Origin of the sequence: Sphingomonas sp. S-NIH.Pt15_0812, from assembly GCF_003951315.1 — a bacterium.
Lineage (GTDB): Bacteria > Pseudomonadota > Alphaproteobacteria > Sphingomonadales > Sphingomonadaceae > Sphingomonas.
This window is the reverse complement of sequence record NZ_QLJH01000017.1, coordinates 52226-78550: the sequence shown is the minus strand read 5'-3', so window position 1 is coordinate 78550 and position 26325 is coordinate 52226. Positions and strand designations below refer to the sequence as shown.

The 26325-nt window shown below is 69.2% G+C and carries 23 protein-coding genes and 1 pseudogene; 11 read left to right on the top strand and 13 right to left on the bottom strand.

Annotation, left to right across the window (positions count from 1 at the left end; genetic code table 11):
- The first annotated feature begins 43 nt into the window (after window positions 1–43).
- The 4 genes from rimO to ahpF all read left to right on the top strand — a co-directional run bounded on the left by rimO (window position 44) and on the right by ahpF (window position 4498).
- A complete protein-coding gene (rimO, locus tag BRX43_RS12625) occupies window positions 44–1381 on the top strand; it encodes a 30S ribosomal protein S12 methylthiotransferase RimO (RefSeq protein ID WP_125995384.1) in 1338 nt (445 codons plus the stop codon).
- A gap of 66 nt (window positions 1382–1447) precedes the next feature.
- Window positions 1448–2044: an isochorismatase family cysteine hydrolase gene (locus BRX43_RS12620; RefSeq protein ID WP_125995382.1), complete on the top strand. Its 597-nt coding sequence runs from the start codon at window positions 1448–1450 to the stop codon at window positions 2042–2044.
- A 99-nt stretch (window positions 2045–2143) separates the two neighbouring features.
- Window positions 2144–2707 carry an alkyl hydroperoxide reductase subunit C gene (gene ahpC, locus BRX43_RS12615; protein ID WP_125995380.1) on the top strand — a complete coding sequence of 188 codons (564 nt, stop codon included), beginning with the start codon at window positions 2144–2146 and terminating at the stop codon, window positions 2705–2707.
- Window positions 2708–2917: 210 nt separating this feature from the next.
- Window positions 2918–4498, top strand: coding sequence for an alkyl hydroperoxide reductase subunit F (gene ahpF / locus BRX43_RS12610; protein ID WP_125995378.1), 1581 nt, complete (start codon window positions 2918–2920; stop codon window positions 4496–4498).
- 173 nt (window positions 4499–4671) lie between these two features.
- Here ahpF and lepA read toward each other — a convergent pair whose 3' ends face one another.
- Entirely contained in the window at window positions 4672–6483 is a 1812-nt protein-coding gene (gene lepA, locus BRX43_RS12605) for a translation elongation factor 4 (RefSeq protein ID WP_125995376.1), read from the bottom strand.
- A 168-nt stretch (window positions 6484–6651) separates the two neighbouring features.
- On the opposite strand from lepA, the gene BRX43_RS12600 reads away from it, so the two are divergent.
- Both BRX43_RS12600 and BRX43_RS12595 read left to right on the top strand, forming a co-directional pair.
- Window positions 6652–7329 carry a response regulator transcription factor gene (locus BRX43_RS12600; protein ID WP_125995374.1) on the top strand — a complete coding sequence of 226 codons (678 nt, stop codon included), beginning with the start codon at window positions 6652–6654 and terminating at the stop codon, window positions 7327–7329.
- A complete protein-coding gene (locus tag BRX43_RS12595; protein ID WP_125995373.1) occupies window positions 7326–8678 on the top strand; it encodes a HAMP domain-containing sensor histidine kinase in 1353 nt (450 codons plus the stop codon). Before BRX43_RS12600 ends, BRX43_RS12595 begins: the two co-directional genes overlap by 4 nt.
- Window positions 8679–8684: 6 nt before the next feature.
- Here BRX43_RS12595 and BRX43_RS12590 read toward each other — a convergent pair whose 3' ends face one another.
- From BRX43_RS12590 to BRX43_RS12580, 3 genes and pseudogenes are all read right to left on the bottom strand, one after another.
- Complete coding sequence (locus BRX43_RS12590) at window positions 8685–10796, bottom strand: TonB-dependent siderophore receptor (RefSeq protein ID WP_125995371.1); 2112 nt, start codon at window positions 10794–10796, stop codon at window positions 8685–8687.
- 104 nt (window positions 10797–10900) lie between these two features.
- Window positions 10901–11769: pseudogene (purU, locus tag BRX43_RS12585) on the bottom strand (formyltetrahydrofolate deformylase).
- A 238-nt stretch (window positions 11770–12007) separates the two neighbouring features.
- Window positions 12008–12496 carry a methylated-DNA--[protein]-cysteine S-methyltransferase gene (locus tag BRX43_RS12580; protein WP_125995369.1) on the bottom strand — a complete coding sequence of 163 codons (489 nt, stop codon included), beginning with the start codon at window positions 12494–12496 and terminating at the stop codon, window positions 12008–12010.
- Window positions 12497–12585: 89 nt separating this feature from the next.
- Here BRX43_RS12580 and BRX43_RS12575 point away from each other — a divergent pair, with 89 nt between their 5' ends.
- The 3 genes from BRX43_RS12575 to fghA are packed head-to-tail and all read left to right on the top strand — an operon-like array spanning window position 12586 to window position 14974.
- Window positions 12586–13695 carry an S-(hydroxymethyl)glutathione dehydrogenase/class III alcohol dehydrogenase gene (locus BRX43_RS12575; RefSeq protein WP_125995367.1) on the top strand — a complete coding sequence of 370 codons (1110 nt, stop codon included), beginning with the start codon at window positions 12586–12588 and terminating at the stop codon, window positions 13693–13695.
- 23 nt (window positions 13696–13718) lie between these two features.
- Window positions 13719–14108, top strand: coding sequence for a VOC family protein (locus BRX43_RS12570; RefSeq protein WP_125995365.1), 390 nt, complete (start codon window positions 13719–13721; stop codon window positions 14106–14108).
- Window positions 14109–14137: 29 nt separating this feature from the next.
- A complete protein-coding gene (gene fghA, locus BRX43_RS12565) occupies window positions 14138–14974 on the top strand; it encodes an S-formylglutathione hydrolase (RefSeq protein WP_125995364.1) in 837 nt (278 codons plus the stop codon).
- A gap of 24 nt (window positions 14975–14998) precedes the next feature.
- On the opposite strand, the gene BRX43_RS12560 is transcribed toward fghA, so the two are convergent.
- The 7 genes from BRX43_RS12560 to BRX43_RS12530 all read right to left on the bottom strand — a co-directional run bounded on the left by BRX43_RS12560 (window position 14999) and on the right by BRX43_RS12530 (window position 22592).
- The gene (locus BRX43_RS12560; RefSeq protein WP_125995362.1) at window positions 14999–15517 is read right to left on the bottom strand and encodes a serine acetyltransferase; all 519 of its coding nucleotides are present in this window, start codon (window positions 15515–15517) and stop codon (window positions 14999–15001) included.
- Window positions 15514–16512, bottom strand: a complete 999-nt coding sequence (locus BRX43_RS12555) for a glycosyltransferase (RefSeq protein ID WP_125995360.1) — start codon at window positions 16510–16512, stop codon at window positions 15514–15516. Before BRX43_RS12555 ends, BRX43_RS12560 begins: the two co-directional genes overlap by 4 nt.
- Complete coding sequence (locus BRX43_RS12550) at window positions 16509–17561, bottom strand: glycosyltransferase family 2 protein (RefSeq protein WP_241214932.1); 1053 nt, start codon at window positions 17559–17561, stop codon at window positions 16509–16511. The genes BRX43_RS12555 and BRX43_RS12550 overlap by 4 nt, the downstream gene beginning before the upstream one ends.
- A 90-nt stretch (window positions 17562–17651) precedes the next feature.
- Window positions 17652–19448 carry an asparagine synthetase B gene (locus tag BRX43_RS12545; protein ID WP_125995358.1) on the bottom strand — a complete coding sequence of 599 codons (1797 nt, stop codon included), beginning with the start codon at window positions 19446–19448 and terminating at the stop codon, window positions 17652–17654.
- 133 nt (window positions 19449–19581) lie between these two features.
- Window positions 19582–20616 (bottom strand): AAA family ATPase, encoded by a 1035-nt coding sequence (locus BRX43_RS12540; protein WP_125995356.1) that lies wholly within the window; start codon window positions 20614–20616, stop codon window positions 19582–19584.
- A gap of 62 nt (window positions 20617–20678) precedes the next feature.
- Window positions 20679–21215: a hypothetical protein gene (locus BRX43_RS12535; protein WP_125995354.1), complete on the bottom strand. Its 537-nt coding sequence runs from the start codon at window positions 21213–21215 to the stop codon at window positions 20679–20681.
- A gap of 144 nt (window positions 21216–21359) precedes the next feature.
- On the bottom strand, window positions 21360–22592 hold the full coding sequence (locus BRX43_RS12530; RefSeq protein WP_125995352.1) for a pyridoxal-dependent decarboxylase, exosortase A system-associated: 1233 nt from the start codon (window positions 22590–22592) through the stop codon (window positions 21360–21362).
- 135 nt (window positions 22593–22727) lie between these two features.
- Here BRX43_RS12530 and BRX43_RS20870 point away from each other — a divergent pair, with 135 nt between their 5' ends.
- Window positions 22728–23912 carry a glycerophosphodiester phosphodiesterase family protein gene (locus BRX43_RS20870; RefSeq protein ID WP_125995350.1) on the top strand — a complete coding sequence of 395 codons (1185 nt, stop codon included), beginning with the start codon at window positions 22728–22730 and terminating at the stop codon, window positions 23910–23912.
- A gap of 17 nt (window positions 23913–23929) precedes the next feature.
- Here BRX43_RS20870 and BRX43_RS12520 read toward each other — a convergent pair whose 3' ends face one another.
- A complete protein-coding gene (locus tag BRX43_RS12520; RefSeq protein ID WP_125995348.1) occupies window positions 23930–25426 on the bottom strand; it encodes an acyl-CoA ligase (AMP-forming), exosortase A system-associated in 1497 nt (498 codons plus the stop codon).
- Between the two features lie 92 nt (window positions 25427–25518).
- Here BRX43_RS12520 and BRX43_RS12515 point away from each other — a divergent pair, with 92 nt between their 5' ends.
- A complete protein-coding gene (locus BRX43_RS12515; protein WP_241214931.1) occupies window positions 25519–25785 on the top strand; it encodes an acyl carrier protein in 267 nt (88 codons plus the stop codon).
- A 32-nt stretch (window positions 25786–25817) separates the two neighbouring features.
- On the opposite strand, the gene BRX43_RS12510 is transcribed toward BRX43_RS12515, so the two are convergent.
- Window positions 25818–26240: a hypothetical protein gene (locus BRX43_RS12510; protein WP_241214930.1), complete on the bottom strand. Its 423-nt coding sequence runs from the start codon at window positions 26238–26240 to the stop codon at window positions 25818–25820.
- Between the last annotated feature and the right edge of the window lie 85 nt (window positions 26241–26325).

Sequence of the window (26325 nt, the reverse complement as noted above, 5' to 3'; positions counted from 1 at the left end):
CACTGGCAAATCCGTCCATCCTCCATTATGTGCGGGTCGTCCCATGGCAACGAAACTCCCCTCCCCGCCGCGTGTCGGCATGGTGTCGCTTGGCTGTCCGAAGAATCTCGTCGACAGCGAACGCATTCTCACCCAGCTCCGCGCCGACGGCTATCAGATGTCCGCCGACTATGCCGGCGCGGATGTCGTGCTGGTCAATACCTGCGGCTTTCTCGACTCCGCCAAGGAGGAAAGCCTGGAGGCGATCGGCGAGGCGATCGCCGAAAACGGCCGCGTCATCGTCACCGGCTGCATGGGCAAGGAGGCGGAGGTGATCCGCGCCCGCTTCCCCCAGGTGCTCGCCGTCACCGGGGCGCATCAATATGAGCAGGTGGTCGAGGCGGTGCACGAAGCCGCGCCCGCCAACCTGTCGCCCTATATCGACCTGATCCCCGATGCCGGGCTGAAGCTGACGCCGCGCCACTACAGCTATCTGAAGATTTCGGAGGGCTGCAACCACCGCTGCGCCTTCTGCATCATCCCGTCGCTGCGCGGCGATCTCGCCAGCCGGCGCCCCGATGCGATTCTGCGCGAGGCGGAGAAGCTGGTCGCGGCGGGCACGAAGGAGTTGCTGGTCATCAGCCAGGACACTTCGGCCTATGGCGTCGATCTGCGCCATGCCAGCTGGCCGCTGAAGTCGGGCGGCGAGGTGCGCGCACACATGACCGACCTGGCGCGCGAACTCGGCCGGATCGCACCCTGGGTGCGGCTCCATTATGTCTATCCCTATCCGCATGTCGACCAGATCATCCCGCTGATGGCCGAGGGGCTGGTGCTGCCCTATCTCGATATCCCCTTCCAGCATGCCGCCCCGTCGGTGCTGAAGCGGATGAAGCGGCCGGCGAACGACGCCAAGGTGCTGAGCCGCATCCATCGCTGGCGCGAGATTTGCCCCGACATCGCGATCCGGTCGACCTTCGTGGTCGGTTTTCCCGGCGAGACGGAGGAGGATTTCCAGTATCTGCTCGACTGGCTGGACGAGGCGCAGCTCGACCGCGTCGGCGCCTTCCGGTTCGAGCCGGTGGAGGGCGCGGCGGCGAACGACCTGTCCGATCCGGTGCCGGAGGCGGTCAAGGAAGAGCGCTACGCCCGGATCATGGAAAAGACCGCCGCCATCTCCGCCGCCAAGCTCGCCGCCAAGGTCGGCCGCGTCCTGCCCGTCATCATCGACGCGGTGGACCAGGAGGGCGGCGCGACCGGCCGGTCCCAGGCCGATGCGCCGGAGATCGACGGCGAGGTCTTCCTGCGCGATGCCGGCCATCTGGCGGTCGGCGACATCGTCAAGGTCGCGATCGAGGATGCGGACGAGCATGACTTGTACGGGGTGCCGCTTCCCGCCTGAGCGGCCGCCGCCACGTCCATGATGCTCATCAACGACAGCTTGGCCGGCGCTTCCTAAGCGTCGGCCATGGCTGATCCTTCCGTCTCCGGCGGCACCGCGCTGCTGATCCTCGACATGATGAACACGCTCGCCTTTCCGGGGGCGGAGCGGCTGCGACCGGCGGCCGAGGCGGCGGCCAAGGCGATCCGAACCCTGCGCGACCAAGCGGACGCGGCGGACGTGCCGGTCCTCTATGTCAACGACAATCATGGCGACTGGCATGACAGCCGCGAGGATTTGATCGCGCGCTGCCTGGAGCCGGCGTGCGCCGGCCGCACCATCGCCGAGATGCTGCGGCCGCGCGACCGGGACCTGTTCGTCATCAAACCGCAATTTTCCGGCTTCTATGCGACCAACCTGCCGGTGATCCTGCCGCAACTGGGAATCGGCCGATTGATCGTGACTGGGGTCGCCGCCGATATCTGCGTCCTGTTCACGGCCGCGGACGCGCATATGCGCGACTATGACCTGTGGGTGCCGGCCGACACCGTTGCCAGCGAAGACCCGCAACGCACGAAATGGGCGCTGGAGATCATGCAGGGCAGCATGAAGGCGGATACACGCCCGACAAACGCAGACGGACTTCGAAGTTGGCTGGACGCTACGGCCGCCGAGGATCGCTGATCGCATCCGTCGATGCCGGTGAACGGGGAAAGCGATTTCCCTGCTGCGATGCAAAAGGGTAGAGAGCTACCATTCCGCAACGCATTATGGAGATGCACCATGTCGATCATCGGCACCAAGATTAAGCCGTTCACGACGCAGGCGTACAAGGAGGGCAAGTTCCTCACCGTGTCCGACGCCGACGTGCTGGGCAAGTGGGCGGTCTTCTTCTTCTACCCGGCCGATTTCACCTTCGTCTGCCCGACCGAGCTGGAGGATCTGGCCGACAATCACGACACCTTCGCGAAGATGGGCGTCGAGGTGTACAGCGTCTCGACCGACACGCATTTCAGCCACAAGGCTTGGCACGACAGCTCGCCGGCGATCGGCAAGATCCGCTTCACCATGCTGGGTGACCCGGCGGGCGTCGTGACCAACAATTTCGGCGTGATGCGCGAAGGCCAGGGCCTGGCCGATCGCGGCACCTTCGTCGTCGATCCCGAGGGCACGATCCAGCTGATGGAGATCACCTCGGAAGGCGTCGGCCGCAACGCGATGGAACTGCTCCGCAAGATCAAGGCGGCCCAGTATATCGCGGCGCATCCGGGCGAGGTCTGCCCCGCCAAGTGGGAAGAGGGCGAGGAGACGCTCGCGCCGTCGCTCGACCTGGTCGGCAAGATCTGATCGACTGAACGTCCGACCGACCTCCGGTGCCCGGCCCGACCGTCGGCACCGGAGCCGGTGACATCCTCCAGCCCGGCGGGCGATGCGCGTTACGCGTCGTCCGCCGGCCTCTCCGACCGGCCCGACCGGTCCGGTGCGTGGTCCCGAATGCCGCCGCCCCCCTCCCGTATCCGGGAGACGACCCGATCCATCATCCAACGGAGGCCATCCGTGCTCGACGCCAATCTCAAGACCCAGCTCAAGACCTATCTCGGTCACCTCCGCCAGCCGGTTGAACTGGTCGCCTCGCTCGACGACGGGGCCAAGTCCGCGCAGATGCTGGAGCTGCTGAACGAGATCGCCGAACTGCATCCGCAGGTCTCCGTCACCCGTGCCGATGACGATGCGCGCCGCCCCAGCTTCCTGATCCGCCGCGCCGGCACGGATATCGGCGTGCGCTTCGCCGGCATCCCGCTCGGCCATGAGTTCACCTCGCTGGTGCTGGCGTTGCTCCAGGTCGGCGGCCATCCGCCCAAGCTGTCGGACGAGACGATCGCGCAGATCCGCGACCTCGACGGCGACTATGTCTTCGAAACCTATTTCTCGCTGACCTGCCAGAATTGCCCGGACGTGGTGCAGGCGCTCAACCTGATGAGCGTGCTCAACCCGCGCATTCGCCACACCGCGATCGAGGGCGGCCTGTTCCAGGACGAGGTCTCGGCCCGCAACATCCTGTCGGTGCCGTCGATCTTCCTGAACGGCGAGCTGTTCGCGCAGGGGCGGATGGACGTGGAGCAGATCCTCGCCAAGCTCGACACCGGCAGCGTCGCGCGCGCCGCCGCCAAGATCGATGCCAAGGAGCCGTTCGACGTGCTGGTCGTCGGCGGCGGTCCGGCGGGTGCGGCGGCGGCGATCTATGCCGCGCGCAAGGGCATCCGCACCGGTCTGGTCGCCGAGCGGTTCGGCGGTCAGGTGCTCGACACCATGTCGATCGAGAATTTCATCTCGGTCCAGCATACCGAGGGGCCGCGCATGGTCCAGCAGATGGAGGCGCATGTCGACCAATATGGCGTCGACGTGATGACGCTCCAGCGCGCCGACAAGCTGGTCGCGGCGCGGAGCCCCGGCGGCCTGCACGAACTGCATCTGGAAAGCGGCGCGACGCTGCGCGCGCGGACGCTGATCCTGTCGACCGGCGCGCGCTGGCGCCAGATGAACGTGCCGGGCGAGGACGCCTATCGCAACAAGGGCGTGACCTATTGCCCGCATTGCGACGGCCCGCTGTTCCGGGGCAAGCGCGTGGCGGTGATCGGCGGCGGCAATTCGGGCGTCGAGGCGGCGATCGACCTGGCGGGCGTGGTCGGCCATGTCACGCTGATCGAATATGCCGCCGACCTGCGCGCCGACGCGGTGCTGCAGCGCAAGCTCGCCAGCCTGCCCAATGTCGACATCGTCACCTCCGCCCTGACCACCGAAGTGACGGGTGATGGCGAGCGGGTGACGGGCCTGCGCTACAAGGACCGCAACCATGGCAGCGACCACGAACTGCCGCTGGAGGGTATCTTCGTGCAGATCGGCCTGGTGCCCAACACCGAATGGCTGCGCGACACGGTGGCGATGACGGGGCGCGGCGAGATCGAGATCACCGATCGTTGCGAGACTTCGGTCGCGGGCGTCTTCGCGGCGGGCGACGTGACGACGGTGCCCTACAAGCAGATCATCGTCGCGATGGGCGAAGGGTCCAAGGCCTCGCTCTCGGCCTTCGACCATCTGATCCGCCTGCCGGTGAGTGGAGAAGCCGTGGCGGCGTGACGCTGATGAGGGGGACCGCAGAGCGCTGCGGCATCCCCCTCACCGTCCACCCCGGGCCGCCGGGGTCCAGCTACCCTGATGTCTGAGTGACTGGCGGAGGTCACGCAACTGGCCTCCCCTCCGCCGGGATCTTCGAAGGAGATCTTAGCGGCGGACGCTTTCGAGCGAAGCGCTCAGCCTTCATCCCCCATGCGCAGCGCCGCGATGAAGGCCTCCTGCGGGATGCTGACGCTGCCGTACTCGCGCATCTTCGCCTTGCCCTTCTTCTGCTTGTCGAGCAGCTTGCGCTTGCGGCTGGCGTCGCCGCCATAGCATTTGGCGGTCACGTCCTTGCGCATCGCGCTGATCGTCTCGCGCGCGATCACCTTGCCGCCGATCGCCGCCTGGATCGGGATCTTGAACAGGTGGCGTGGGATCAGCTCCTTCAGCCGCTCGCACATGCCGCGGCCGCGCACCTCGGCGGTGCCGCGGTGCACGATCATCGACAGCGCATCGACCGGCTCCTCGTTGACCAGGATGCTCATCTTGACCAGGTCGCCCTCGCGATAGCCGATCTGGTGATAGTCGAAGCTGGCATAGCCCTTGGACAGCGACTTCAACCGGTCGTAGAAGTCGAACACCACTTCGTTGAGCGGCAGTTCATAGGTCGCCTGCGCGCGCCCGCCGACATAGGTCAGGTTCTTCTGGATGCCGCGCCGGTCCTGGCACAGCTTCAGGATCGAGCCCAGATATTCGTCGGGGACATAGATGGTCGCCTCGATCCACGGCTCGGAGATGCTTTCGATCTTGTTGGGATCGGGCATGTCGGCCGGGTTGTGCAGCTCGATCGTGCCGCCGTCATGCGTCAGGTCGATCTCATAGACCACCGATGGCGCGGTGGTGATCAGGTCGAGGTCATATTCGCGGGTCAGCCGCTCCTGGATGATCTCCAGGTGCAGCAGGCCCAGGAAGCCGCAGCGGAAGCCGAAGCCGAGCGCCGCCGACGTTTCCATCTCGAAGCTGAACGACGCGTCGTTGAGGCGCAGCTTGGAGATGCTCTCGCGCAGCTTCTCGAAGTCGTTGGCGTCGACCGGGAACAGGCCGCAGAACACCACCGGCTGGACTTCCTTGAAGCCCGCCAGCGCCTCGGCTGCGGGCCGCTTGGCGTCGGTCAGCGTATCGCCGACACGCGCCTGCGCCACGTCCTTGATCTGCGCGGTGATGAAGCCGATCTCGCCGGGCCCCAGGTCGGGCAGCTGCTCGATCTTCGGGCGGAAACAGCCGACGCGATCGATCAGATGGGTGGTGCCGGCCTGCATGAACTTGATCTGCTGGCCCTTCTTCAGCACCCCCTCCATCACGCGGACGAGGATGACGACGCCCAGATAGGGATCGTACCAGCTGTCGACCAGCATCGCCTTGAGCGGCGCCTCCGCATCGCCCTTGGGCGCGGGGATCTTCTGGACGATCGCCTCCAATATGTCGGCGATGCCGATGCCCGACTTGGCGCTGGCCAGCACCGCGCCCGACGCATCGATGCCGATCACGTCCTCGATCTCGGCGCGGACCTTTTCCGGCTCGGCGGCGGGCAGGTCGATCTTGTTGATGACGGGCACGATCTCATGGTCGTGCTCGATCGATTGATAGACGTTCGCCAGGGTCTGCGCCTCGACGCCCTGCGCCGCGTCGACCACCAGCAGCGCGCCCTCGCACGCCGCCAGCGAGCGGCTGACCTCATAGGCGAAGTCGACATGGCCCGGCGTGTCCATCAGGTTCAGCGTATAGGTCTCGCCGTCCTGCGCCTTGTAAGACAGGCGCACGGTCTGCGCCTTGATGGTGATGCCGCGCTCCTTCTCGATCTCCATGTTATCGAGCACCTGTTCGGACATCTCGCGTTCGGAGAGGCCGCCGGTCTGCTGGATGAGACGATCGGCCAGCGTCGACTTGCCATGGTCGATATGGGCGATGATCGAGAAATTTCGGATGCGCTGAAGGTCGGTGGCCACGGTCTATCGATCGCTAGAGGGGAAGCGACAGGCCGTTAGCACCCTTGTTCGCCAAAGCCAAAGCACGTCTGCATCATCCTGTGCGACCGGGTGCGGCATCCGTCGCACATGGTTCCGTCGCGTGACGGGTTGAGGTAGGACGGCCCCCTCCCCGCCGGAACGGATGCGATGAACCTGCTGCTGGTCGAAGACGATGCCGATTTCGCGGCCACCACTGCCGCGGCCCTGCGCGGCTTCGACCACCGGGTGACGATCGCCGGGGATGGTCGCGCCGCCCTGTCGGCGCTGGCATGCGAATCGTTCGATGCGATGATCCTAGACCGGATGCTGCCGCATATCGACGGGCTGTCGGTGCTGGAGCGGCTGCGCGGCGGCCGGGCGACGCTGCCGGTCATCATGCTGAGCGCGCGCGGGCAGAGCGACGCCAAGGTCGACGGGCTGGTCGCGGGCGCGGACGATTATGTCGTCAAGCCGGTCGACGCCGCCGAGTTGAACGCGCGGCTCCACGCGCTGCTGCGCGGGCGCGGCTTCGCGCAAGGGGGCGACGACACGCTGCGCGCCGGCGACATCACCGTCAGCTCCAGCCGCTTCCGCGCCTGGCGGGCCGAACGCCCGATCGACCTGGTCAAGCTGGAGCTGAAGCTGCTGCTCGAACTGGTCCGCCACGCCGATCGGGTGATGACGCGCGCGATGCTGATCGAGAAGGTCTGGGGCTATGACTTCGAGCCGGAGACCAATCTGGTCGATGTCTATATCCGTCGCCTGCGGCTGAAATTATGCGCCGATGGCGGCAGCGACCCGATCGTGACGATGCGCGGCGTCGGCTATATGCTGAAGGGCGGATGAGGCGCACGGACCGCCTGCCGCCATCGCTGCGGCGGCTGACGCTGATCTTCCTCGCCGCCTTTCTGGTGGCGGTGACCGCGACCGGTATCGGCATCTATTCCGCCACCCGCGCGACGATCGCCGGGCTGGTCGACCGGCGGATCGAGGCGGCGGCCGATGCGGTGACGGGCGATGACGGACGCGTCGCCACCACGGTCATGGCCCGGCGTATCGCGCTGCTCAACCAGCGGCGCGACACCGGCGATATCGGTCTGTTGCTGGTCGACCGAACGGGCAAGCGGCTGGCCGGCAATCTCGATTTGCCATCGATCCCGGCCCGGGGTCTGTCGAGCCTGCACAGCCATGACGGCATCGCCGGCCTGACCGCCGGCCGCGCGCTGGTGCGTCCCCTGCCCGGTGGCGGCGCGCTGGTCGCGGTGGCCGAGACCGAGCCGTTCGATCATATCCGGGGGCCCCGCACGCGCATCTACCTGCTCGGCTTCGGATCGATCCTGCTGGTGGCGGCGGCGGGCCTGGCCGCGTTCGGCTGGATCGTCGCGCGGCGCATCGCCGCCACGCGCGCCGCGGCGGAAGCCATCATCGATGGCGACCTGGGCCGCCGCCTGCCGCTCGCCGGGGATGGCGGCGTGTTCGATGCGCAGGCGGCGACGCTCAACCATATGCTCGACCGGATCACCGCGCTGATGCGCGGCCTGACCGAGGTGTCGAACGACATCGCGCACGACCTGCGCACCCCGCTGGCCCGGCTGCGCGGCCGGCTGGCGCTGCTGGCGGGCGAGGCCGGCGATGCGGCGACGCGCGAGGGGCTGGAGGCGGCGATCCGCGACAGCGACGCCCTGCTGGCGCTGTTCGCCGCGATCCTGCGCATCACCGAGGTGGAGGGCGGCGAACGGCGGGCCGGCTTCGTCGCGCTCGACCTGGCGGACCTGGTCGAGGAGATCGGGCTGATGATGATCCCCGCCGCCGAGGATAGCGGCCACGCGCTGGTCGTCGAGGCGCGCGGTTCCGTGCCGATCACCGGCGACCGGCAGTTGCTGTCGCAGGCGATCATCAACCTGATCGAGAATGCCCGGCGATACACCCCCGCCGGCTCCGTCATCCACCTGTCCGCCGGGCGTGACTCGGTCGCCCGGTTGGAGGTCCGCGACAACGGCCCCGGCATCGCCGCCGCCGACCGGCCGCTGGCGCTCCGCCGCTTCGGCCGGCTCGATGCCAGTCGCGGGCGGAGCGGCCATGGACTGGGCCTGCCGCTGGTCGAGGCGATCGCGCGGCTGCATCGCGGGACGCTGGCGCTGGACGATGCCGGGCCGGGCCTCCGCGTCACGATCGTCCTGCCGCTATCCGGCTGATGCCGGTCAGATCCGCAGCGAGGCAGTGATCCGTCCCGATCGCGGTGCGCCCGGCATCGTCCAGATCGCCGCATAGGAGCTGGCGATATAATAGGTGTCGAACAGGTTATCGATGTCGGCGCGGACCGTCAGCCGGTCGGTCAGCGCATAGCCCACATCGACCCGCGCAATCGTATAGGCCGGCAGGCGATAGGCGCTGCCGAACGGATCGCCCGCCCGGCGGCCGACATAGGTGACGCCGCCGCCGGCCTGCGCCCGGCCGAACTGCTTCTGCACGAGCAGGTTGGCCTGATGCGCCGGCACGTTGCTGAGCGGCTGGCCGATCAGCGCCAGGTCGACATCCCGCACCACCGTCGCATCGACATAGGTATAGGCGGCGCTGGCGATCAGGTCGCGGGGCAAGCGGAGCGTCAGGTCGACCTCCGCCCCGCGCGACCGCTGCCGGCCGACCTGGGTATGGACGAACACGTCGGTCGCATTGGGGTTGAGCACGTTGCGCTTGACCATGTCGAACAGTGCCGCCTGCCCGGTCAGGCGCCCGTCCAGCAGGTCGAACTTGGTGCCGACTTCGAAGGAGCGGCTGCGCTCCGCATCGAAGGTGGAGGTGCCGTCGGACGGGTTGAGACGCAGCGACTGGCCATAGCTGGTGTAGAGCGACCAGCCGGGCATGGCCTGCCAGCTCAACGCGATGCGCGGCGTCAGTCCCTTGTCGAGCGTCCGAAGCAGACGGTCGTTCGCCCGGTGGTTGACCAGTCGCTCCTCGAACCGGTTGAGCCGCGCACCGAGCAGCAGGGTGACGGCGGCATGGCGGATCACGTCCTGCGCATAGAGGCTGTCGCTGCGGAAGCTGGTGTGCCGATCGGCGAAGGGCGGCGGCACGGGCAAGGGCTGGCTGGCATAGACCGGATCGAACAGGTCGATCGGCAGCAGCGGCCGGCTGGCGGTGCCCCGCGCGCGGTTCAGCACGAAATCCTCGCCATGCCGTACCCGGTCGATGCCGATGCGCAGGTCGTGGTCCAGGCCCAGCGCCTGGACCCGGGCGGTCAGTTCGCCGCGAAGCGACAGATCGTTCCAGCCGAAATCATGATAGCGACGGTCCCGGCCGGCGGTGCGACCATCCTTCTGGAGACCCCGCGCGCCGAAATCGACCATGGTGGCGAAGCCGCGCAGCGATCCGTCGCGTTGGCTGACGCCCAGCTCCAGCCCGATGCCGCTGCCCAGATCGGCGAACAGGCTGGCCTGTTGCCAGAAACTGTTCTGCCGGATGCGTCCGTCGCCCGGCTCGCCCAGGAAGGTCCGGCGGTCCATCGCCCGGGCATCGCCGTTCACGCCGACGACACCCCGGTCCAGCACCGTGGTGTTGCGCATATATTCGGCCTGATAGAGTAGGCGCAGGCCAGCCAGCGGTGCCCAGGCCACGGACGGCGCGATCAATCGGCGCGAACCGCCGACATGGTCCCGGAAGCTGTCGCGATCCTCGACCACGCCGATCAGGCGCAGGCTCAGATCCCTGGCGACCGGCCCGGTCGCATCCGCCGTCAGCCGCCGGAAGTTCCAGCTGCCATAGCTGGCATCGGCCCGGATCGCGAGGATGTCGAGCGGCGCCTTGGTCACCAGGTTGATCGCCCCGCCCGGCTCGCCGCGCCCGGACAGCGCCGCCGTCGCACCCTTGAGCACCTCGACCCGTTCGATCGTCGCGAGGTCGTACGGGGCGTTGAAGCCGTAATTGCTGCTGAACCGGTTGATCTGGATGTCCGGGCCGGAATTCTCATCGCCCGCAAAGCCCCGGATGGCGAACTTGTCCCACAGGCCGCCAAAGTCGTTCTGCCGCGACACGCCGCCCGCCAAATCGAGCACGTCGCCCAGCCGGTTCGCGTTCACCGCGTCCAGTTCCCGGCGATCCAGCACCCGGACCGACTGGGGATAGCGCAGCACCGATATGTCGCTGCCGATGATGCTGGCATTGGCGTCGCGGCCGGTCACGACGATCTCGTCGCCGTCCGCAACGGGAGGTGTCGCATCGTCGGGTGCCCCGGCCAGGGCCGGCGTCGCGGCGGTCGCCAGCATCACCGCCATGATCCGCAGCGCCCGCCGCGATCCCGATCCCTGCCCCGTCATGCCCTATCCCCGCTGGTCGATCGTGCCATGGGGGTCTGGTCGACCCTGCCCCGGCAGAGGGCGGCCGACTATCGTTGTTGCAAATGCAAATCAACTTCTATTGTTTAGTCGGTGAAGACCACGGTTTTCTCGCCGTTCAACAGCACCCGGTCGGCCAGATGATGCCGCACCGCGCGCGCCAGCACGCGCCGCTCGATATCCCGCCCCTTGCGCACCAGCGTCTCGGGCGAATCCGCATGGGTGACAGGCTCGACATCCTGGGCGATGATCGGCCCTTCATCCAGGTCGGCGGTGACGTAATGGGCGGTGGCCCCGATCATCTTCACGCCGCGCGCATGGGCCTGGTGATAGGGCTTGGCCCCCTTGAAGCCGGGGAGGAAGCTGTGATGGATGTTGATGCACCGCCCCGACAGGAAGGCGGTCAGGTCGTCCGACAGGATCTGCATATAGCGGGCGAGCACGACCAGTTCCGCGCCCGTCTCATCCACCACCGCCTTGATCCGCGCCTCCTGCGCGTTCCGCGTCTCGCGCGTCACGGGCAGATGGTGGAAGGGCACGCCGCCCAGGTCCAGCCCGTCGAACGTCGCGCGGGGGTGGTTGGACACGATCCCCACCACATCCATCCGCAACTCGCCGATCCGCCAGCGATAGAGCAGGTCCGCCAGGCAATGGTCGAACTTGGACACCAGCAACAGCACCTTGCGCCGCGCCTCCGCCGGCCGGATCGACCAGGTCATGCCGCACGCCCCGGCAACGCTCCGAACCGGTCGGGCAGAGCGGCGGCGGGCGCATCGGCCAGGCTGAAGAGCACGCGCATGAAGAAGCGGCCGGTTTCCGCATCCTCGAACTGCGCCGCCTCGCGGATGTTCGCGCCCGCCTCGAACAACAGGCCGGTGACGCGGGCGACGATGCCGGGCTGGTCGGGGCAGGAGAGGGCGAGAACGTGCAGGGGGATTTGCAGGGGATCGCTCATGCGCTTCTCTTCGACAGGGACCGTTCGGGCCGGACCGGAGCGCCTCAACCGAAATGCACGCTCCCGTCAACGGGCCGCGCTCCGCCCTGTCCCTGCCCCGACCGGACGTGTAGGGCGGAGCCATGGAGAACCGCCCCCTTATCCGCTGGATCATCCTGATCGCGCTCGCCTGCCTGCTTGTGGCGATGGCGGGGATGCTGGCGCTCGGCTCCGCCCTGCTGCGAAGCTGATCCGGCTGTCAGCGCGCGTGCCGCTGCTCATGGTCGAGCAGGAAGGTCTTGATCGACAGGCCGCCCGCGAACCCGGTCAGCGCGCCGTTGCTGCCGATCACCCGGTGGCAGGGCGCGACGATCGACAGCGGGTTGCGCCCGTTCGCCGCCCCCACCGCCCGTGTCGCGGTCGGCCGGCCGATCTGCGCGGCGATGGCGGCATAGCTGCGCGTCTCGCCATAAGGGATGGTCGCCAGCGCCCGCCACACGGCGCGCTGGAAGTCGGTGCCGCGCGGATCGAGCGGAATGGTGAAGGCTCGTAACCCGCCGGCGAAATAGGCGGCGAGTTCGGCCGCCGCATGGTCGAGATGCGGATGCGCCGCGACCTCCGCCATCGCGCCCAGCCGCACCCGGTCGGGCCGTTCCTCCGGCCACAGGATCGCGACCAGCCCCGCGTCGCTGGCGACGAGGGTCAGCCGTCCGATCGGCGAATCGAGATGACGGTGATAGAGGCTCATGCCGCATGATGCCGCGTGCCACCGTTGAATTGCCAGCCCCCCTCGCTAGACGGGGTTGATCGATCCGCCCCATTTTCTGAGAGGCCCGCATGAAGACCCGCGCCGCGGTGGCATTCGCCGCCAAGCAACCGCTCGAAATCGTCGAGCTTGACCTCGAAGGACCAAAGGCCGGCGAGGTGCTGGTCGAGATCATGGCGACCGGCATCTGCCATACCGACGCCTATACGCTCGACGGGCTCGATTCGGAGGGGCTGTTCCCCTCGGTGCTGGGGCATGAGGGCGCGGGCATCGTTCGCGAGGTCGGTCCGGGCGTGACCAGCGTCGTGCCGGGCGACCATGTCATTCCGCTCTACACGCCCGAATGCCGCCAGTGTAAGTCGTGCCTGTCGGGCAAGACCAATTTGTGCACCGCGATCCGCGCCACCCAGGGCAAGGGCCTGATGCCGGACGGCACCACGCGGTTCAGCTACAAGGGCCAGCCGATCTTCCATTACATGGGCTGCTCGACCTTCTCCAACTTCACCGTGCTGCCCGAGATCGCGGTCGCCAAGATCCGCGAGGATGCGCCATTCCAGACCAGCTGCTATGTCGGCTGCGGCGTGACGACGGGCGTGGGCGCGGTGGTCAACACCGCCAAGGTCGCGGTCGGCGACACGATCATCGTCTTCGGCCTGGGCGGCATCGGCCTGAACGTGCTGCAGGGCGCCCGGCTGGCAGGGGCCGGGATGATCGTCGGCGTCGACATCAATCCGGACCGCGAGGAATGGGGTCGCCGCTTCGGCATGACCCATTTCGTCAATCCCAGGGACGTGGCCGGCGACCTGGTCCAGCATCTGGTCGCGCTGACCGATGGCGGCGCGGACTATACGTTCGACTGCACCGGCAACACGACCGTGATGCGCCAGGCGCTGGAGGCGTGCCATCGCGGCTGGGGCACCAGCATCATCATCGGCGTGGCCGAGGCGGGCAAGGAGGTCAGCACCCGCCCCTTCCAGCTCGTCACCGGGCGCAACTGGCGCGGCACCGCGTTCGGCGGGGCGAAGGGGCGGACCGACGTGCCGAAGATCGTCGACTGGTACATGAACGGGAAGATCGAGATCGATCCGATGATCACCCATGTCCTGTCGCTGGACGAGATCAACACGGGCTTCGACCTGATGCACAAGGGCGAAAGCATCCGCAGCGTCGTGGTCTATTGAACGCGCAAGGGGAGGAGAAAACGATGTTCTCGCATGTGATGGTCGGGTCGAACGATATCGCCCGGTCCAAGACCTTCTACGACGCGCTGTTCGCGGTGATGGGCGCAGGGCCGGCGATGGTCGATCCCAACGGGCGGCTGGCCTATCGCCACAATGGCGCGGCGTTCATGGTGACGACGCCGATCGACGGCGAGCCCGCGACGGTCGCGAATGGCGGCACGATCGGCTTCGGCCTGTCCGGTCCGGAGCAGGTCGATGCCTGGCACGCCGCGGGCGTCGCCCATGGCGGCACCGCGATCGAGAGCCCGCCGGGCAGCCGCCAGTCGCCGTTCGGCGAAATCTATCTCGGCTATCTGCGCGACCCGGACGGCAACAAGCTGTGCGGCGGCTGCCGCCTGGCCAACCGGGCCTGATGGCGTCCCGGACAGGAGAGGAACCCGGCATGGACATGCTTTCCACCAACCGCGCCCATGGCGGCACGCAGGGCGTCTATCGCCACGCCTCGGCGGCGACCGGCACCGACATGACCTTCTCGGTCTATGTGCCGCCGCACGCCCCGGGCGCGACGCTGCCGGTCGTCTGGTATCTGTCCGGGCTGACCTGCACCCACGCCAACGTCACCGACAAGGGCGAATATCGCCGCGCCTGTGCCGCGCTGGGCTTGGTCCTGGTCGTACCAGACACCAGCCCGCGCGGTGACGGCGTGCCCGACGATCAGGACGGGGCCTATGATTTCGGCCTGGGGGCGGGCTTCTATGTCGATGCCACCCAGCCGCCGTTCGACCGTCATTACCGCATGTGGACCTATGTGACCGAGGAGCTGCCGGCGCTGGTCGCCGCGCACTTCCCGGTCGACATGACGCGGCAGGGGATCATGGGCCATTCGATGGGCGGGCATGGCGCGCTCACCATCGGCCTGCGCCATCCGGACCGGTTCCGCGCCGTCAGCGCCTTCGCCCCCATCGTCGCGCCGTCGCAGGTGCCGTGGGGAAAAAAGGCCCTGGGCGGCTATCTCGGCGACGATGCGGCGGCGTGGCGGCGGCACGACGCGGTGGCGCTGATCGAGGATGGCGCGCGTGTGCCCGCCTTGCTGGTCGACCAGGGCGAGGCGGACCAGTTCCTGGAGCAGCAACTCCAGCCCGAGCGGCTGGCCACCGCCTGTGCCGATGCGGGGATCGACCTGACTCTGCGGATGCAGCCGGGCTACGACCACAGCTATTATTTCATCGGCACTTTCATGGCCGACCATCTGCGCTGGCACGCCCAGCGGCTCGGCTGACGTCGAGGTCCGGTTGCGCGGGCTTCAGCCCCGCAGCCGGATCTCCGCCGGCACGCCGATCGCCAGCGCACCGGGGGGCACGTCCTTCAGCACCACGGCATTGGCGCCGATCGCCGCGCCCGTGCCGATCCGTACCCGGCCCAGGATCACCGCGCCCGCACCGATATGGACGTCGTCGCCCAGGATCGGCGCGTCGCCCAGCCGGTCGAGGGTGCGGACGCCGAGCGTGCAGTTCTGGCGGATGATGCAGCGATCGCCGATCACGGTCGAGCCATGGATGACGATGCCGCCCTGATGCTCGATCACCACGCCCTGCCCGACCTGCGCAGTATAGGGCAGTTCGATGCCATAGATGTTGCGGCAATAGCGGAACGCCGCGTTGTAGAGCATCGACAGCGGCAGCCGCAGCGGCTTGGGCCCCACCCCCATCCGCCACACGCCGAAGCGATAGACCGCGAGCGTGCGGAAACCGGGCCGCGTCCAGTCGCGGCCATGTGCCCGCCAGTCTGCCGCGATCTGACGGCGAAGCGCCGCGAAGCTCATGCCACCGGCTCCGCGCCCTTATATTCGATCAGCGTGCTGCGCCGCCCGGTCAGCCGCTTGGCGTGATAGCCGAGCATCCCCTTCGCCTGGGCGAACTTCCCCAGCACCAGGAAATGCGCATAGCGGAGCGCGAAGCCGCGATCATAGCCACGCCCGCGCTGCATCCGCCGCGCGATACGGGCGACCTGGAACGGATAGAGCAACGCCACCAGTCCCGCCGCCCACCAGCCCAGCACCAGCCCCGCCGCCAGGACCACCAGCGGCAGCGCCACGCCCCAGGCCAGGATGCTGCGCACCTGCTGGCGCCAGACCGGATCGGCCTTGGCGCCGTGCCGCTGGACATGCTCGGCAAAGGCATGGCCGGACCGCTCGCTGCGCCGCCACCATTGGCGGATATGCGTCATCGCCGCGTCGTGCAGCGTCATCTCCGCATCGATGCGGCGCACCCGCCAGCCCTGTTGGCGCATCCGCAGGCACAGGTCCGGCTCCTCGCCCGCGATCAGATCGGGATTATAGCCCCCCACCCCGGCGATGGCCGCGCGCCGGAACAGCGCGTCGCCGCCACAGGCCGCGGCCTCGCCGACCGGCACGTTCCATTCGTCGTCGCACATCCGGTTATAGACGCTGCGCTCGGGAAAGCGCTCGCGCCGCCGGCCGAATACCACCGCCAGTGCCGGATCGGCCCGGAGCGCGGCCACCGCCCGATCCAGCCAGGCGGGATCGAGCGCACAGTCGCCGTCCAGGAACTGCACGAATTCCAGCTCCCCCGCCTCGGCGAGCCCGGCATTGCGGGCCAGCGCGGCGGTGAACCGGGTCGCCGGCGGCAGGGTCACGACGGTCACGCCCTGCCCTTCCGCAAAGGCGACGCTGCCATCGGTCGAGCCGGAATCGACATAGATGCGATGCGCGTCGGCCGGCAGCGAGCGGAGACACGCCTTCAGCCGCTCGCCCTCGTTGCGGCCGATCGCCACGATCGCGATGGAGGCGGCGGTCATTCCCACTCCTTCCAGGCCGGCAGCCGACCGGCCGCGCTGTCCCAGGCCGCCACCGCCGATCGCCGGTCGGTGTCGGAAGCGGACAGGCCGTTGCGGATCAGCGCCTCCCGCTCGCCCGGTGCATGGGCATGGGCGCGACCCAGGCCGATCCTGCAGCGGAAATCCCAGACCGCCTTGCCGGCGATCCAGGCCAAGCCGGAGGCGCGCGCCGCCGAGGCGCCATAGGCACGCGCGAAGAAGCGGCGGCGCGAGCGGAACCAGTAATCGGGCAAGGCACGCTGCGCGCTCGCGCCGTTCTTCACGCCCGTCGACGCGCCGCCGGCATGGACGACGCGGCTGGCCGGTACGTGCAACGCGCGCCAGCCGGCGCGGTGGAAGCGGTGCATCAATTCGACCTCCTCGAAATAGAGGAAGAAGCCTTCGTCGAACAGGCCCACCTGCCGCAGCGTCTCGGCCCGCATCAGCACGCTCGCGCCCGTGACCCAATCGGCCTCCACCGGCCGGTCGCCGGGCGCGGTGACCAGCGGGATCGGCGCCCGCAGCAGCCGGCCGAGCGCCGGCGTCCCCGCGCCGCGCAGGAACTCGCCCCTGACGGTCGGGAAGCGGAAGGCGGAGCCCAGCGCGCGCCCTTCCTCATCGACGAGCAGGCTGCCGGCGGCGGCGGCGTCGGGCGCGTCGATCAGCGCCTGGACCAGGCGGACCAGCGCACCGGGTTCCGGTACCGCGTCGGGATTGACGATATAGAGGAAGTCCGGCGGGTTGGCGCGGCCCAGCGCGTGGCGGATCGCCTGGTTGTTCGCCCAGCCGAAGCCGCCGTTGAACGCCATCGGCAACAAGGTCACCCAATCGGCGAAGGCGGGCGCGGACAAGGCACCGCCCAGCACCTCGGCCGAGCCGTCGCCCGACCCGCCATCGACCACGATCGCGTCGAGCGCCCCCAGGGCGCCGCGTTCGCGCGACAGGGCGCGCAGGCATTCCAGCGTCAGGTCGGGCGTGCGATAATTGACCAGCACGGCGGTGACCCGCAGGTCGGAAGGGGCCTTTGTCATCGGGCTACCGGATCTCGCTATTCGATAAAGGCAGGGCCGCCATCGCCCGCCGTCCTATGCGAGCCGCGAAGGCGACACAAGCCGAGGCCGTCAGGGAAACAGCCGGCGAAGTGCCTGTTCCAGCACCAGCATCTGCCACAGGGTCGCGCCATGATCGGCATCGCCGCCGCGATGCGCCTCGACCATCGTCGTGAGCGCGACCGGATCGAACCAGCCCGTCTCCGCCAGCAGCGTCGCACCGCCCAGCGCCGCCGCCAGATCGCCGGCGGGCGCACGCCACCCGTCCTCGACCGGCTGGCGCAAGGCGTCGCCCGGCAGATAGGAGGCGAGTGCGCGGCCCAGCACGTCGCGCCCCGCCCCGCCGCCCCGCCGCAGCGCGATCGGCAGCCGTGCCGAACATCGCAGCAGACGATGGTCGAGCAGCGGCAGGCGTAGTTCCAGCCCCGCCGCCATCGCGCTGCGATCCGCCCGCGCGAGCCACTGACCGGGTAGCGCAATGGCGAGATCGGCGTGCAATGCCCGGTCGAGCGGGTGGCTGGCAGGAGCCGCCGCCATGGCATCGACATAGCGCTGCTCGGCACGATGGCCGCCCAGCGCATGACGCGCGGCCGGCGTGAACAGCCGTTCGCGCCAGACGCGCGGCGTGATCGCCAGATGTCGGGCATAGGCCTCCGCCCCCTCCAGCGCGAGCGCCTCCAGCCGGGTCCGACCATCCCTGTCCGGCCAGATCGCCCCCAGCCGCGTGAACAAGGGCTGGCGCACGCGGATATGCAGCAGCGCGCGCAACCGCTCGCCACGCACCAGCCGGCGGTGCCGCTCGCCATCCGCCATGGCCAGCGCACCGCCCATGCCGAGCAGCGCGACCGCCATCGTGTCGCGCGCCGCGTCGGCGCTGGCGAAATCCCGGATCGCGCGGGGATCGGCGAACGGCTCGTCGAACAGCACCGCCAGCATCTCGGCATCGTCGGGCCCGTGTTCGAAGGGCGGCGCGTCGACGTGATCGGTCGCGAAGCGCCGGGCGATCTGCTCCGCCGCCGGACCGGTGCCCAGCGTGCGGACCGCGCGCGGGCTTGCCTCCGCCATCAGCGCCACCACCGCCGCGCTGTCCGCATCGCCCGACAACAACGCCCCGTCCGCGCCGATCATGCGGCTGCGCACCGAGCGGCGGAGCAGGTCGCCCCATTGCCCCGCCACATCCGCCGTCGCCCCCTTGAGCCGAGCACCGCCCTCCCACTGCCACCAGCGTTCCGGCCCGACGATCGGCCGGCCCCGCGCGATGGTCAGCCGGTGCGCCGCCGGCAGCTTGGCGACGCCCGCGACCAGGCAGGCATCGTCGGGCACATAGCCATAGGCGAGGAAATCCTCGACCGCGGTGATGTCGGGTACGCGACGCAGCAGCGGGTGCGCCAGCAGCCCCTTCAGTTCCGAGGCGAAGGCGATCGAGCCGTCGGACAGCTCCGCGAGATGCAGCGGCTTGGCCCCGATCCGGTCGCGGGACAGGAACAGCAACCCGCGCCCGGCATCATAGAGCGCCAGGGCGACCTCGCCCTCGATATGTTCGGGCAGCGCCGGCCCCCAGCGTCGCCAGCCGGCGAGCAGCAGTTCCGCATCGTCGGCGCTTTCGAAGCCGACCCCGTCCGCCTCCAGCCCGCGTCGCAGCGCCTCGGCATTGAGGATCGCGCCGTCATGGACGACGGTGAGCGACGCCTCGGTGCGCAGCGCGGCGACACCCGCCGGCCGGTTGCAGCCGAGCGCGACGCCCGGCGCGGTCCACACCCCCTCGCCGCCCGGCCCGCGATGTGCCTGGGTGGCGAGCATCCGGCGCAGTCGGGCGGGATCGACCGGCTTGGGCGTGGCCGGATGGAACAGGCCGGCGATGCCGCCCATCAGCGCCGCTCCCAGACGGGATACAGGTCAGGAGCAGGGCTGATGCAAGGAAGATAAAGCGTCGGATGGGTCATGCCCGGCCGCCGTTATCACGGCCGGGCGCGACGCTCCACCGGCGTTCGGGCCGGACCGGTCAGGCCGCGTCGTTCGATGCGCGCCAGCCACGCACCCCGGTCTTGTCCGAGACGATGGCCCGCGGCGGATCGGTCTCGACCCAGTCGATCAACATGGTCAGCACGCGACGCAGCACCGTTTCCTGCTCCTCCACCCGTGCCTCCAGCGCCGCCAGGCGCGCCGTGGGATCGGTCGGCGGAACCTCGCCCACCCGCGCGATGGCGGAGCGGACCACGCCCGGCAGATCCTCGGCCAGGTCGGCGAGCACCATCCCGACGATATCGGCGTCGACCACCTCCTCGCCGGTCAGCGCGGCATGGAGCATGACGCGCGACGCGATCTGGTTCAGCCGACGCGGGATGCCGCCCGACGCCTCGTGGAGCGCGTCGAAACTGTCCTCGGAAAAATCGGGGCGGCCGGTCCAGCCGACGACGGTCAGCCGATGGGCGATATAACTGGCGACTTCGTGCGGCTCCATCGCCTCCAGATGATGGCTGGCGATGATCCGCTGGCGCAACTGCTCCAGCCCCGCACCGTCGTTCAACCGGTCCCGGAATTCCGGCTGGCCGAGCAGCAGGATCTGGAGCAGCGCATAGCCCCCCGCCTGGAAGTTGGAGAGCATCCGCAGCTCCTCCAGCGATTCGAGCGGCAGCGCCTGCGCCTCGTCGACCACCAGCAGGGTGCGGCGGCCGCTGCGCGCGACCGCGTGCAGGCCCTGCTCGATCACCGCCAGCAGTTCCGCCTTGGTCAGGTCCACCGGGTCGGCGTCGAGCTGCAACGCGACGGTGCGCAGCAGGTCCTCGGGCGCGACGGCGGTGGAGACGATGCGGATCGGATTGAGCCGCGATTCGTCAATCGTGCCGAGTAGATGGCCGACCAGCGTCGTCTTGCCGGCGCCGACCTCGCCGGTCACGACGATGAACCCCTCGCCCTGCGCCAGGCCATAGCCGAGATAGGCCATGGCCTTGCGATGCGTCGCGGTCTCGAACCAGAAGCGCGCGTCGGGCGTGAGTTGGAACGGCCGCGCCGTCAGGCCCCAATGCTGATCGTCCATCACCCTCGCCTTCATACCTTTCGTCAGACTAGGCGAAGCGCGACGGGGACGCCACCCGCTTGTCAGTTATGCGGCAGCTTGGCCGGATCCTGGTTCGCCCCCATGTCGAGCAGGAAGACGGGGCCCAGTTCCACCACCTGCTTCGCGCCGGCCAGATGCACGGTGGCGCGGATCGCGCCGGGCGCATAGGCCTTCCCCGCACGGCCCGAGGCATAATAGAGTTTCCAGCCTGGTCCGACCTTGGCCACGTCCTGCGCGACGACGCCGTAAGGGGCGGCGGCCTCGCCGATGCCGATCGGCAGGTCGATCGTCTGGCCCTCGCCCGCGTCGGGCGCGCGAAGGTAGACGGCGAGCAGCATGGTATCGTTCGCCTGGACCGGCTTCACCGACGCGCTGGTCGCGCCGATGTCCCAGGGATTGGCCCCCTTGGCGGCGATGGTGACGTGCACCGCTTCATCGCCTGGAATGCCGGCGGCCTTGGTCGCCTTCGCCTTGTATCTGTCGCCGTAGAACGTCCAGCTCGTCCCCGGCTGGTTCACCGCCTTGTCGAGCAGGCCGCCCCCCGCCGGTGCGGTCTGCGCCGTGGCCGCGAGGCTCATGGACTCGGCGGTAAGCGCGCAAACCGTTCGGATCATGATGGCATCCCCCCTATGGATCATCGACCCGCTCCCCGGGGTCGTTTCCTCAATTCAGCGCGATAGCATCCAGGATGCAAGCGGGTTCCTGCTCGATCCGGTCCTGTTTCAGCGTGCCACCACCTCGCGTGCCGGGGGATGACCGAGAAAGGAAGCGGGGCTGGCGGTCGCGCCATAAGCCCCCGCCAGGAAAAGGACGATCAGGTCGCCGACCGCCGTCCGCGGCAGCGCCACCCGATCACCGAGCCGGTCGAGCGGGGTGCAGAGCGGCCCGACCACGCTGACCACCTCCTCGGCCACCGCCCCCATCCGGTGCGCGACCGCCAACGGATAGTTGCGGCGGACGACCGTGCCGAAATTGCCGGAGGCGGCCAGTTGGTGATGCAGGCCGCCATCCAGGATCAGGAAGGTCTCGCCGCCGCTCTCTTTGCGATCCACGACCCGCGCCAGATAGACGCCCGCCTCCGCGACCAGCCAGCGGCCAAGCTCGATCGCGAAGCGGCTGTCGGCGAGGATCGCCGGTCGTGCGGCCAGGGTTTCCGCCAGCCGGGCACCCACCGTATCACCGTCGAGCGCCCCGTCCCCGGCGAAATAGGGCACGCCGAAGCCACCGCCCAGATTGACCAGCGGCGGCGCGGCTCCCGCATCCTCTGCGAGCCGGGCGGCAAGCGCGACCGTCGCTGCCTGCGTCTCCGCCACCGCGTCCGCCGACAATGCCTGGCTGCCGGCATAGACATGGAAGCCGCGCCAGTCCGCCCCCGCCGCCACCAATCGCCGGACCAGCGCCGGCACCCGCACCGCATCGATACCGAAGGGCGATGGCCGCCCCCCCATTCGCATCCCCGATCCCCGCAGCTCGATGTCCGGGTTGACCCGCACCGCCAGACGCGGCGTCACCCCCTGCCGATCGGCGATGGCAAGTGCGCGGTCGGCCTCGCCCTCCGACTCCAGGTTCAGCGTCACCCCGGCCGCGATCGCCGCGGCCAGTTCGTCGTCGCGCTTGCCGGGACCGGCGAAGCTGATCGCCGCCGCCGGCTTCACCGCCAGCGCGCGCGCCAATTCGCCGGCGGAGGCGACATCCAGACCGTCCATCATCGGCGCGATCGCCGCCAGCCACTCGGGCAGCGGATTGGCCTTGATCGCATAATGAAGGTCGATGCCGGGAAAGGCCGCCCGGAACCGCGCGGCCTGCCCTGCGACGATCGCCGGGTCGTAGACGAAGACCGGCGTCCCCGCCTCCGCCCAATCGCCGGCGCGACGGCCGGCGATGCGCAGGTCGCCCATGGTCTCGGCGAAGGCGGCCGGGATCGGGCCGGTCGGCTTGGCGGTGGTGGCGGTCATCTCCGATCCTCCGGCGACCATGATGATCGCGTCATAAAAGCGTTATCCGCGCGTCACGCGAATCTCACCGAAATGGTGATTAACCAAGATCGCCGCCGGGCGACGAACGATCCGGCGGTGACAGGGAGATCACCCATGCCACGTCCGTTCCGTTTCGCCACCGTCCTTCTCGCCGCGCCGATGCTGCTCGGCCTGACCGCGATCGATGCCGCCCGCGCCGCCAGGACGCCGACCGTCTATGGCCATCGCGGCGCCAGCGCCTATCGCCCCGAACATACCCTCGCCTCCTATGAACTGGCGATCGACCAGGGCGCCGACTATGTCGAGCCGGACCTGGTCTCGACCAAGGACGGCATCCTCGTCGCCCGGCACGAGAATGAGATCGGCGGCACCACCGATGTCGCCAGCCGCCCCGAATTCGCCTCCCGCCGCACCACCAAGACGATCGACGGATATCGCGTGACCGGCTGGTTCACCGAGGATTTCACGCTCGCCGAGCTCAAGACGTTGCGCGCCGAGGAACGCATTCCCGGCACGCGTCCGGGCAGCGCGCGCTATGACGGCCAGTTCGAGGTGCCGACCCTGCAGGAGGTGATCGACCTGGTGAAGCGCAAGGAGGCGGAGACCGGCCGCCCGATCGGCATCATCCCGGAAACCAAGCATCCCAGCTATTTCGACCGGGTCGGCTTGTCGCTGGAGGAGCCGCTGGTCGCGACGCTGAAGGCCAATGGCTATGACGGCGCCGACGCGCGCGTGCTGATCCAGTCGTTCGAGGTCGCGAACCTGATCGAGCTGAACCAGATGACCGATGTCCGGCTGGTCCAGCTCATGACCTCGCGCGGGGCCCGCCCCTATGACTTCGTGCTGGCGGGCGACCGGCGCACCTATGGCGACCTGCTGACCGAAACCGGGCTGACCGCGATGCGCGCCTATGCCGATGTGCTGAGCCCGGAGAAGAATGTGCTGATCCCCCGCGACAGCAGCGGCGCGCTGACCAGCCCGACCTCGGTGATCGCCGACGCCCATCGCGCCGGGCTGGAGGTGGTGCCCTATACCTTCCGCCCCGAAAACACCTTCCTGCCGACGAACCTGCGCACGGGCGGCGGCGCCAACGCCTATGGCGACGACCAGGCCGAGTTCCTCGCCTTCCTCCGGGCCGGGGTGGACGGCGTGTTCGCCGACGCGCCGGACCGCGCGCGCCGGGCCGTCGACGCGTTCGTCGCCTCGGTTCCGGAGCCGTCGACCTGGGCGATGATGCTGATGGGCTTCGCGCTGACCGGCGTCACGCTGCGGCGGCGGCATCGGATGGTGCCGGCCTGACCGACCGGCCGCGCCGCCTATTCCGTTGCGAGCCGGCGGAGGGCGGCGCGGTCGAGCTTGCCATTGGCGTTGCGCGGCAGTTCCGCGAACCAGCGATACTGCTGCGGCTGGAGGAAGCTGGGCAATTCCGCGCGCAACCGGGTGCGCAATCCTGCCTCCCGCGCCGCGTCGCCCGCCACCATCGCGACGATCGCCTGGCCCAGCCGGTCGTCGCGAACGCCGACCGCCACCGCCTCCAGCGCTTCGCCGCCGGACAGGATCGCCTCCTCCACCTCCTGCGGGCTGACGCGATTGCCGGCGACCTTGATCATCTCGTCGTCGCGACCGACGAAGCGCAGCAGCCCCATCGCATCCTCGACCACCGTGTCGCCCGACCAGACCGCCATCCCCTCGCCCAGCCAGGGCGGCGCCGGGCGGAAGCGATGCGCGGTCCGCTCCGCATCCTGCCAATAGCCTTGCGCGACCAGCGGCCCGGCATGGACCAGCTCGCCCGGCTCGCCGGGGGCGGCGCGACGACCATCCGCGCGGACCGGCGCGACGGCGGCGAAGGGAATGGCGCGGCCGATCGAGTCGGGATGCGCGTCGACCAGCGCGGGGTCGAGATAGGTGGAGCGGAACGCCTCGGTCAGGCCGTACATGGGATAGAGGTCGGCCCGAGGAAAACGATCGCGCAGTGCCCGCACCATGCGCGGGGTCAGGGCACCGCCCGAATTGGTCAGCCGCCGCAGGCTCGCCGCCGTCCCCGCCGGCCAGTCCGCCTCCAGAAGCTGCACCCAGAGCGGCGGCACCCCGGCCAGCGTCGTCGCGTCGAAACGTACGACCGCCTTCACCACGTCGCGTGCCGCCAGATAGTCGAGCGGCACGACGCTGGCCCCGGCGGCCCAAGTCGACAGCAACTGGTTCTGGCCATAGTCGAACGACAGGGGCAGCACCGCCAGCACCCGGTCGGCCGGGGTCAGGCGCAGATAATGGGCGACCGAGATGGCCCCCAGCCACAGATTGGCGTGGGACAGCATCACCCCCTTGGGCCGCCCGGTTGAGCCGGAGGTGTAGAGGATCGCCGCCAGCGCCGCCGGGTCCGCCATCGATGCGGTCAGGCCCGGTCCGTCCATCGGGCAATCCGCCTCCACGGCCGTGCCCATCACCGGCGGCAGGTCTTCGGGGGCCAGCGTGGCGAGCCGCGCGGGCTGGCTGATCAACAACGTCGCGCCGCTATCGGCCAGGACATGCGCGACCTGCGCCCGCCGCAGCGCCGGGTTGACCGGCACGTGCACCAGCCCCGCTCGCGCCGCCGCCAGCGGCAGGATACAGGCGACCCGGGTCTTGGGCAGCCAGCTCGCCACCCGGTCGCCGGACCCCGCGCGCGCCGCCAGCCAGGCCGCGAGCGCACCGATAGCATGGTCGAGTTCGCGGAAGCTCAGCGATCCCGCCCGGTCGGTCAGGGCGGGGGCATCGGACGCGCCACGGGCGGGCAGATGGTCCAATGGACGGGCGATCGGGTCGAGGTCGGTCACGTCACCCTCATAGCGCGGGGCCGTTGCCGATTTCACCCCCGCCGCCTAATGCGGCCCCAATCATTCGAATATGGAACGGGGAGAAGGACGGCGTGGCGACGAAGCAGACGGCCGATCAAGCGGTGCGGCAGGTGCTGGGCGACACTCTGGGCCTGTCGGCGGAGCGGGTCGCCGCCTTCGACGCGGACACGCCGCTGTTCGGCGCGCTGCCCGAGCTCGATTCGATGGCGGTGGCCGGCGTGCTGACCGAGCTGGAGGACCGGCTCGGCATCCTGATCGAGGATGACGAGGTCGATGGCGACATGCTGGAGACGTTCGGGGCGCTGACCGACTTCGTCGCCGCCCGGATGCCGGGCTGACCGGAACGGATCGCCGTCCCGGTCGATCGGGTTCAGCGGCCGGCTTGCTCCTGCTGCTGGATCGCCCGCCGCTCGGCGGCCCAATTGCGGTTCCACATCATCGAACAGCCGGTCTGGCCGCCGGAGCCGACCGGCGAACAGGTGTCGGGCAGGCCGCCGGCCGTGCGGCTGACATCGTCGATCTGCGCGGCGCGGTTCACCCAGCTCTGGTTCTGCGCCGCGATCGGGCCGCTGTCGCGCAAGCCCTTGGGGATGCGATACGGCTCGTCGTTGCGCGTGCAGACGACGATCTCGTCGCCGGTCGAGGTCGGACAGGCCTGATTTCCCTGAAGGGTGACGCTGCGCACGCGCTGCGGTGGCTTGCCCTCGGCCGCCTGCGCTTGCGCGACGACGGGCAACAGCGTCAGCGCACCGGCCGCGAGGGAAAGGAACAGACTTGGGTTCAGGCGGGACATGCACGCGACTCCTTGAGGCCGGGATAGAACGATTGCCACCCCACATAGCTCCCGTGGGTTTGCGGGAATGTGTATGGCCGCTATG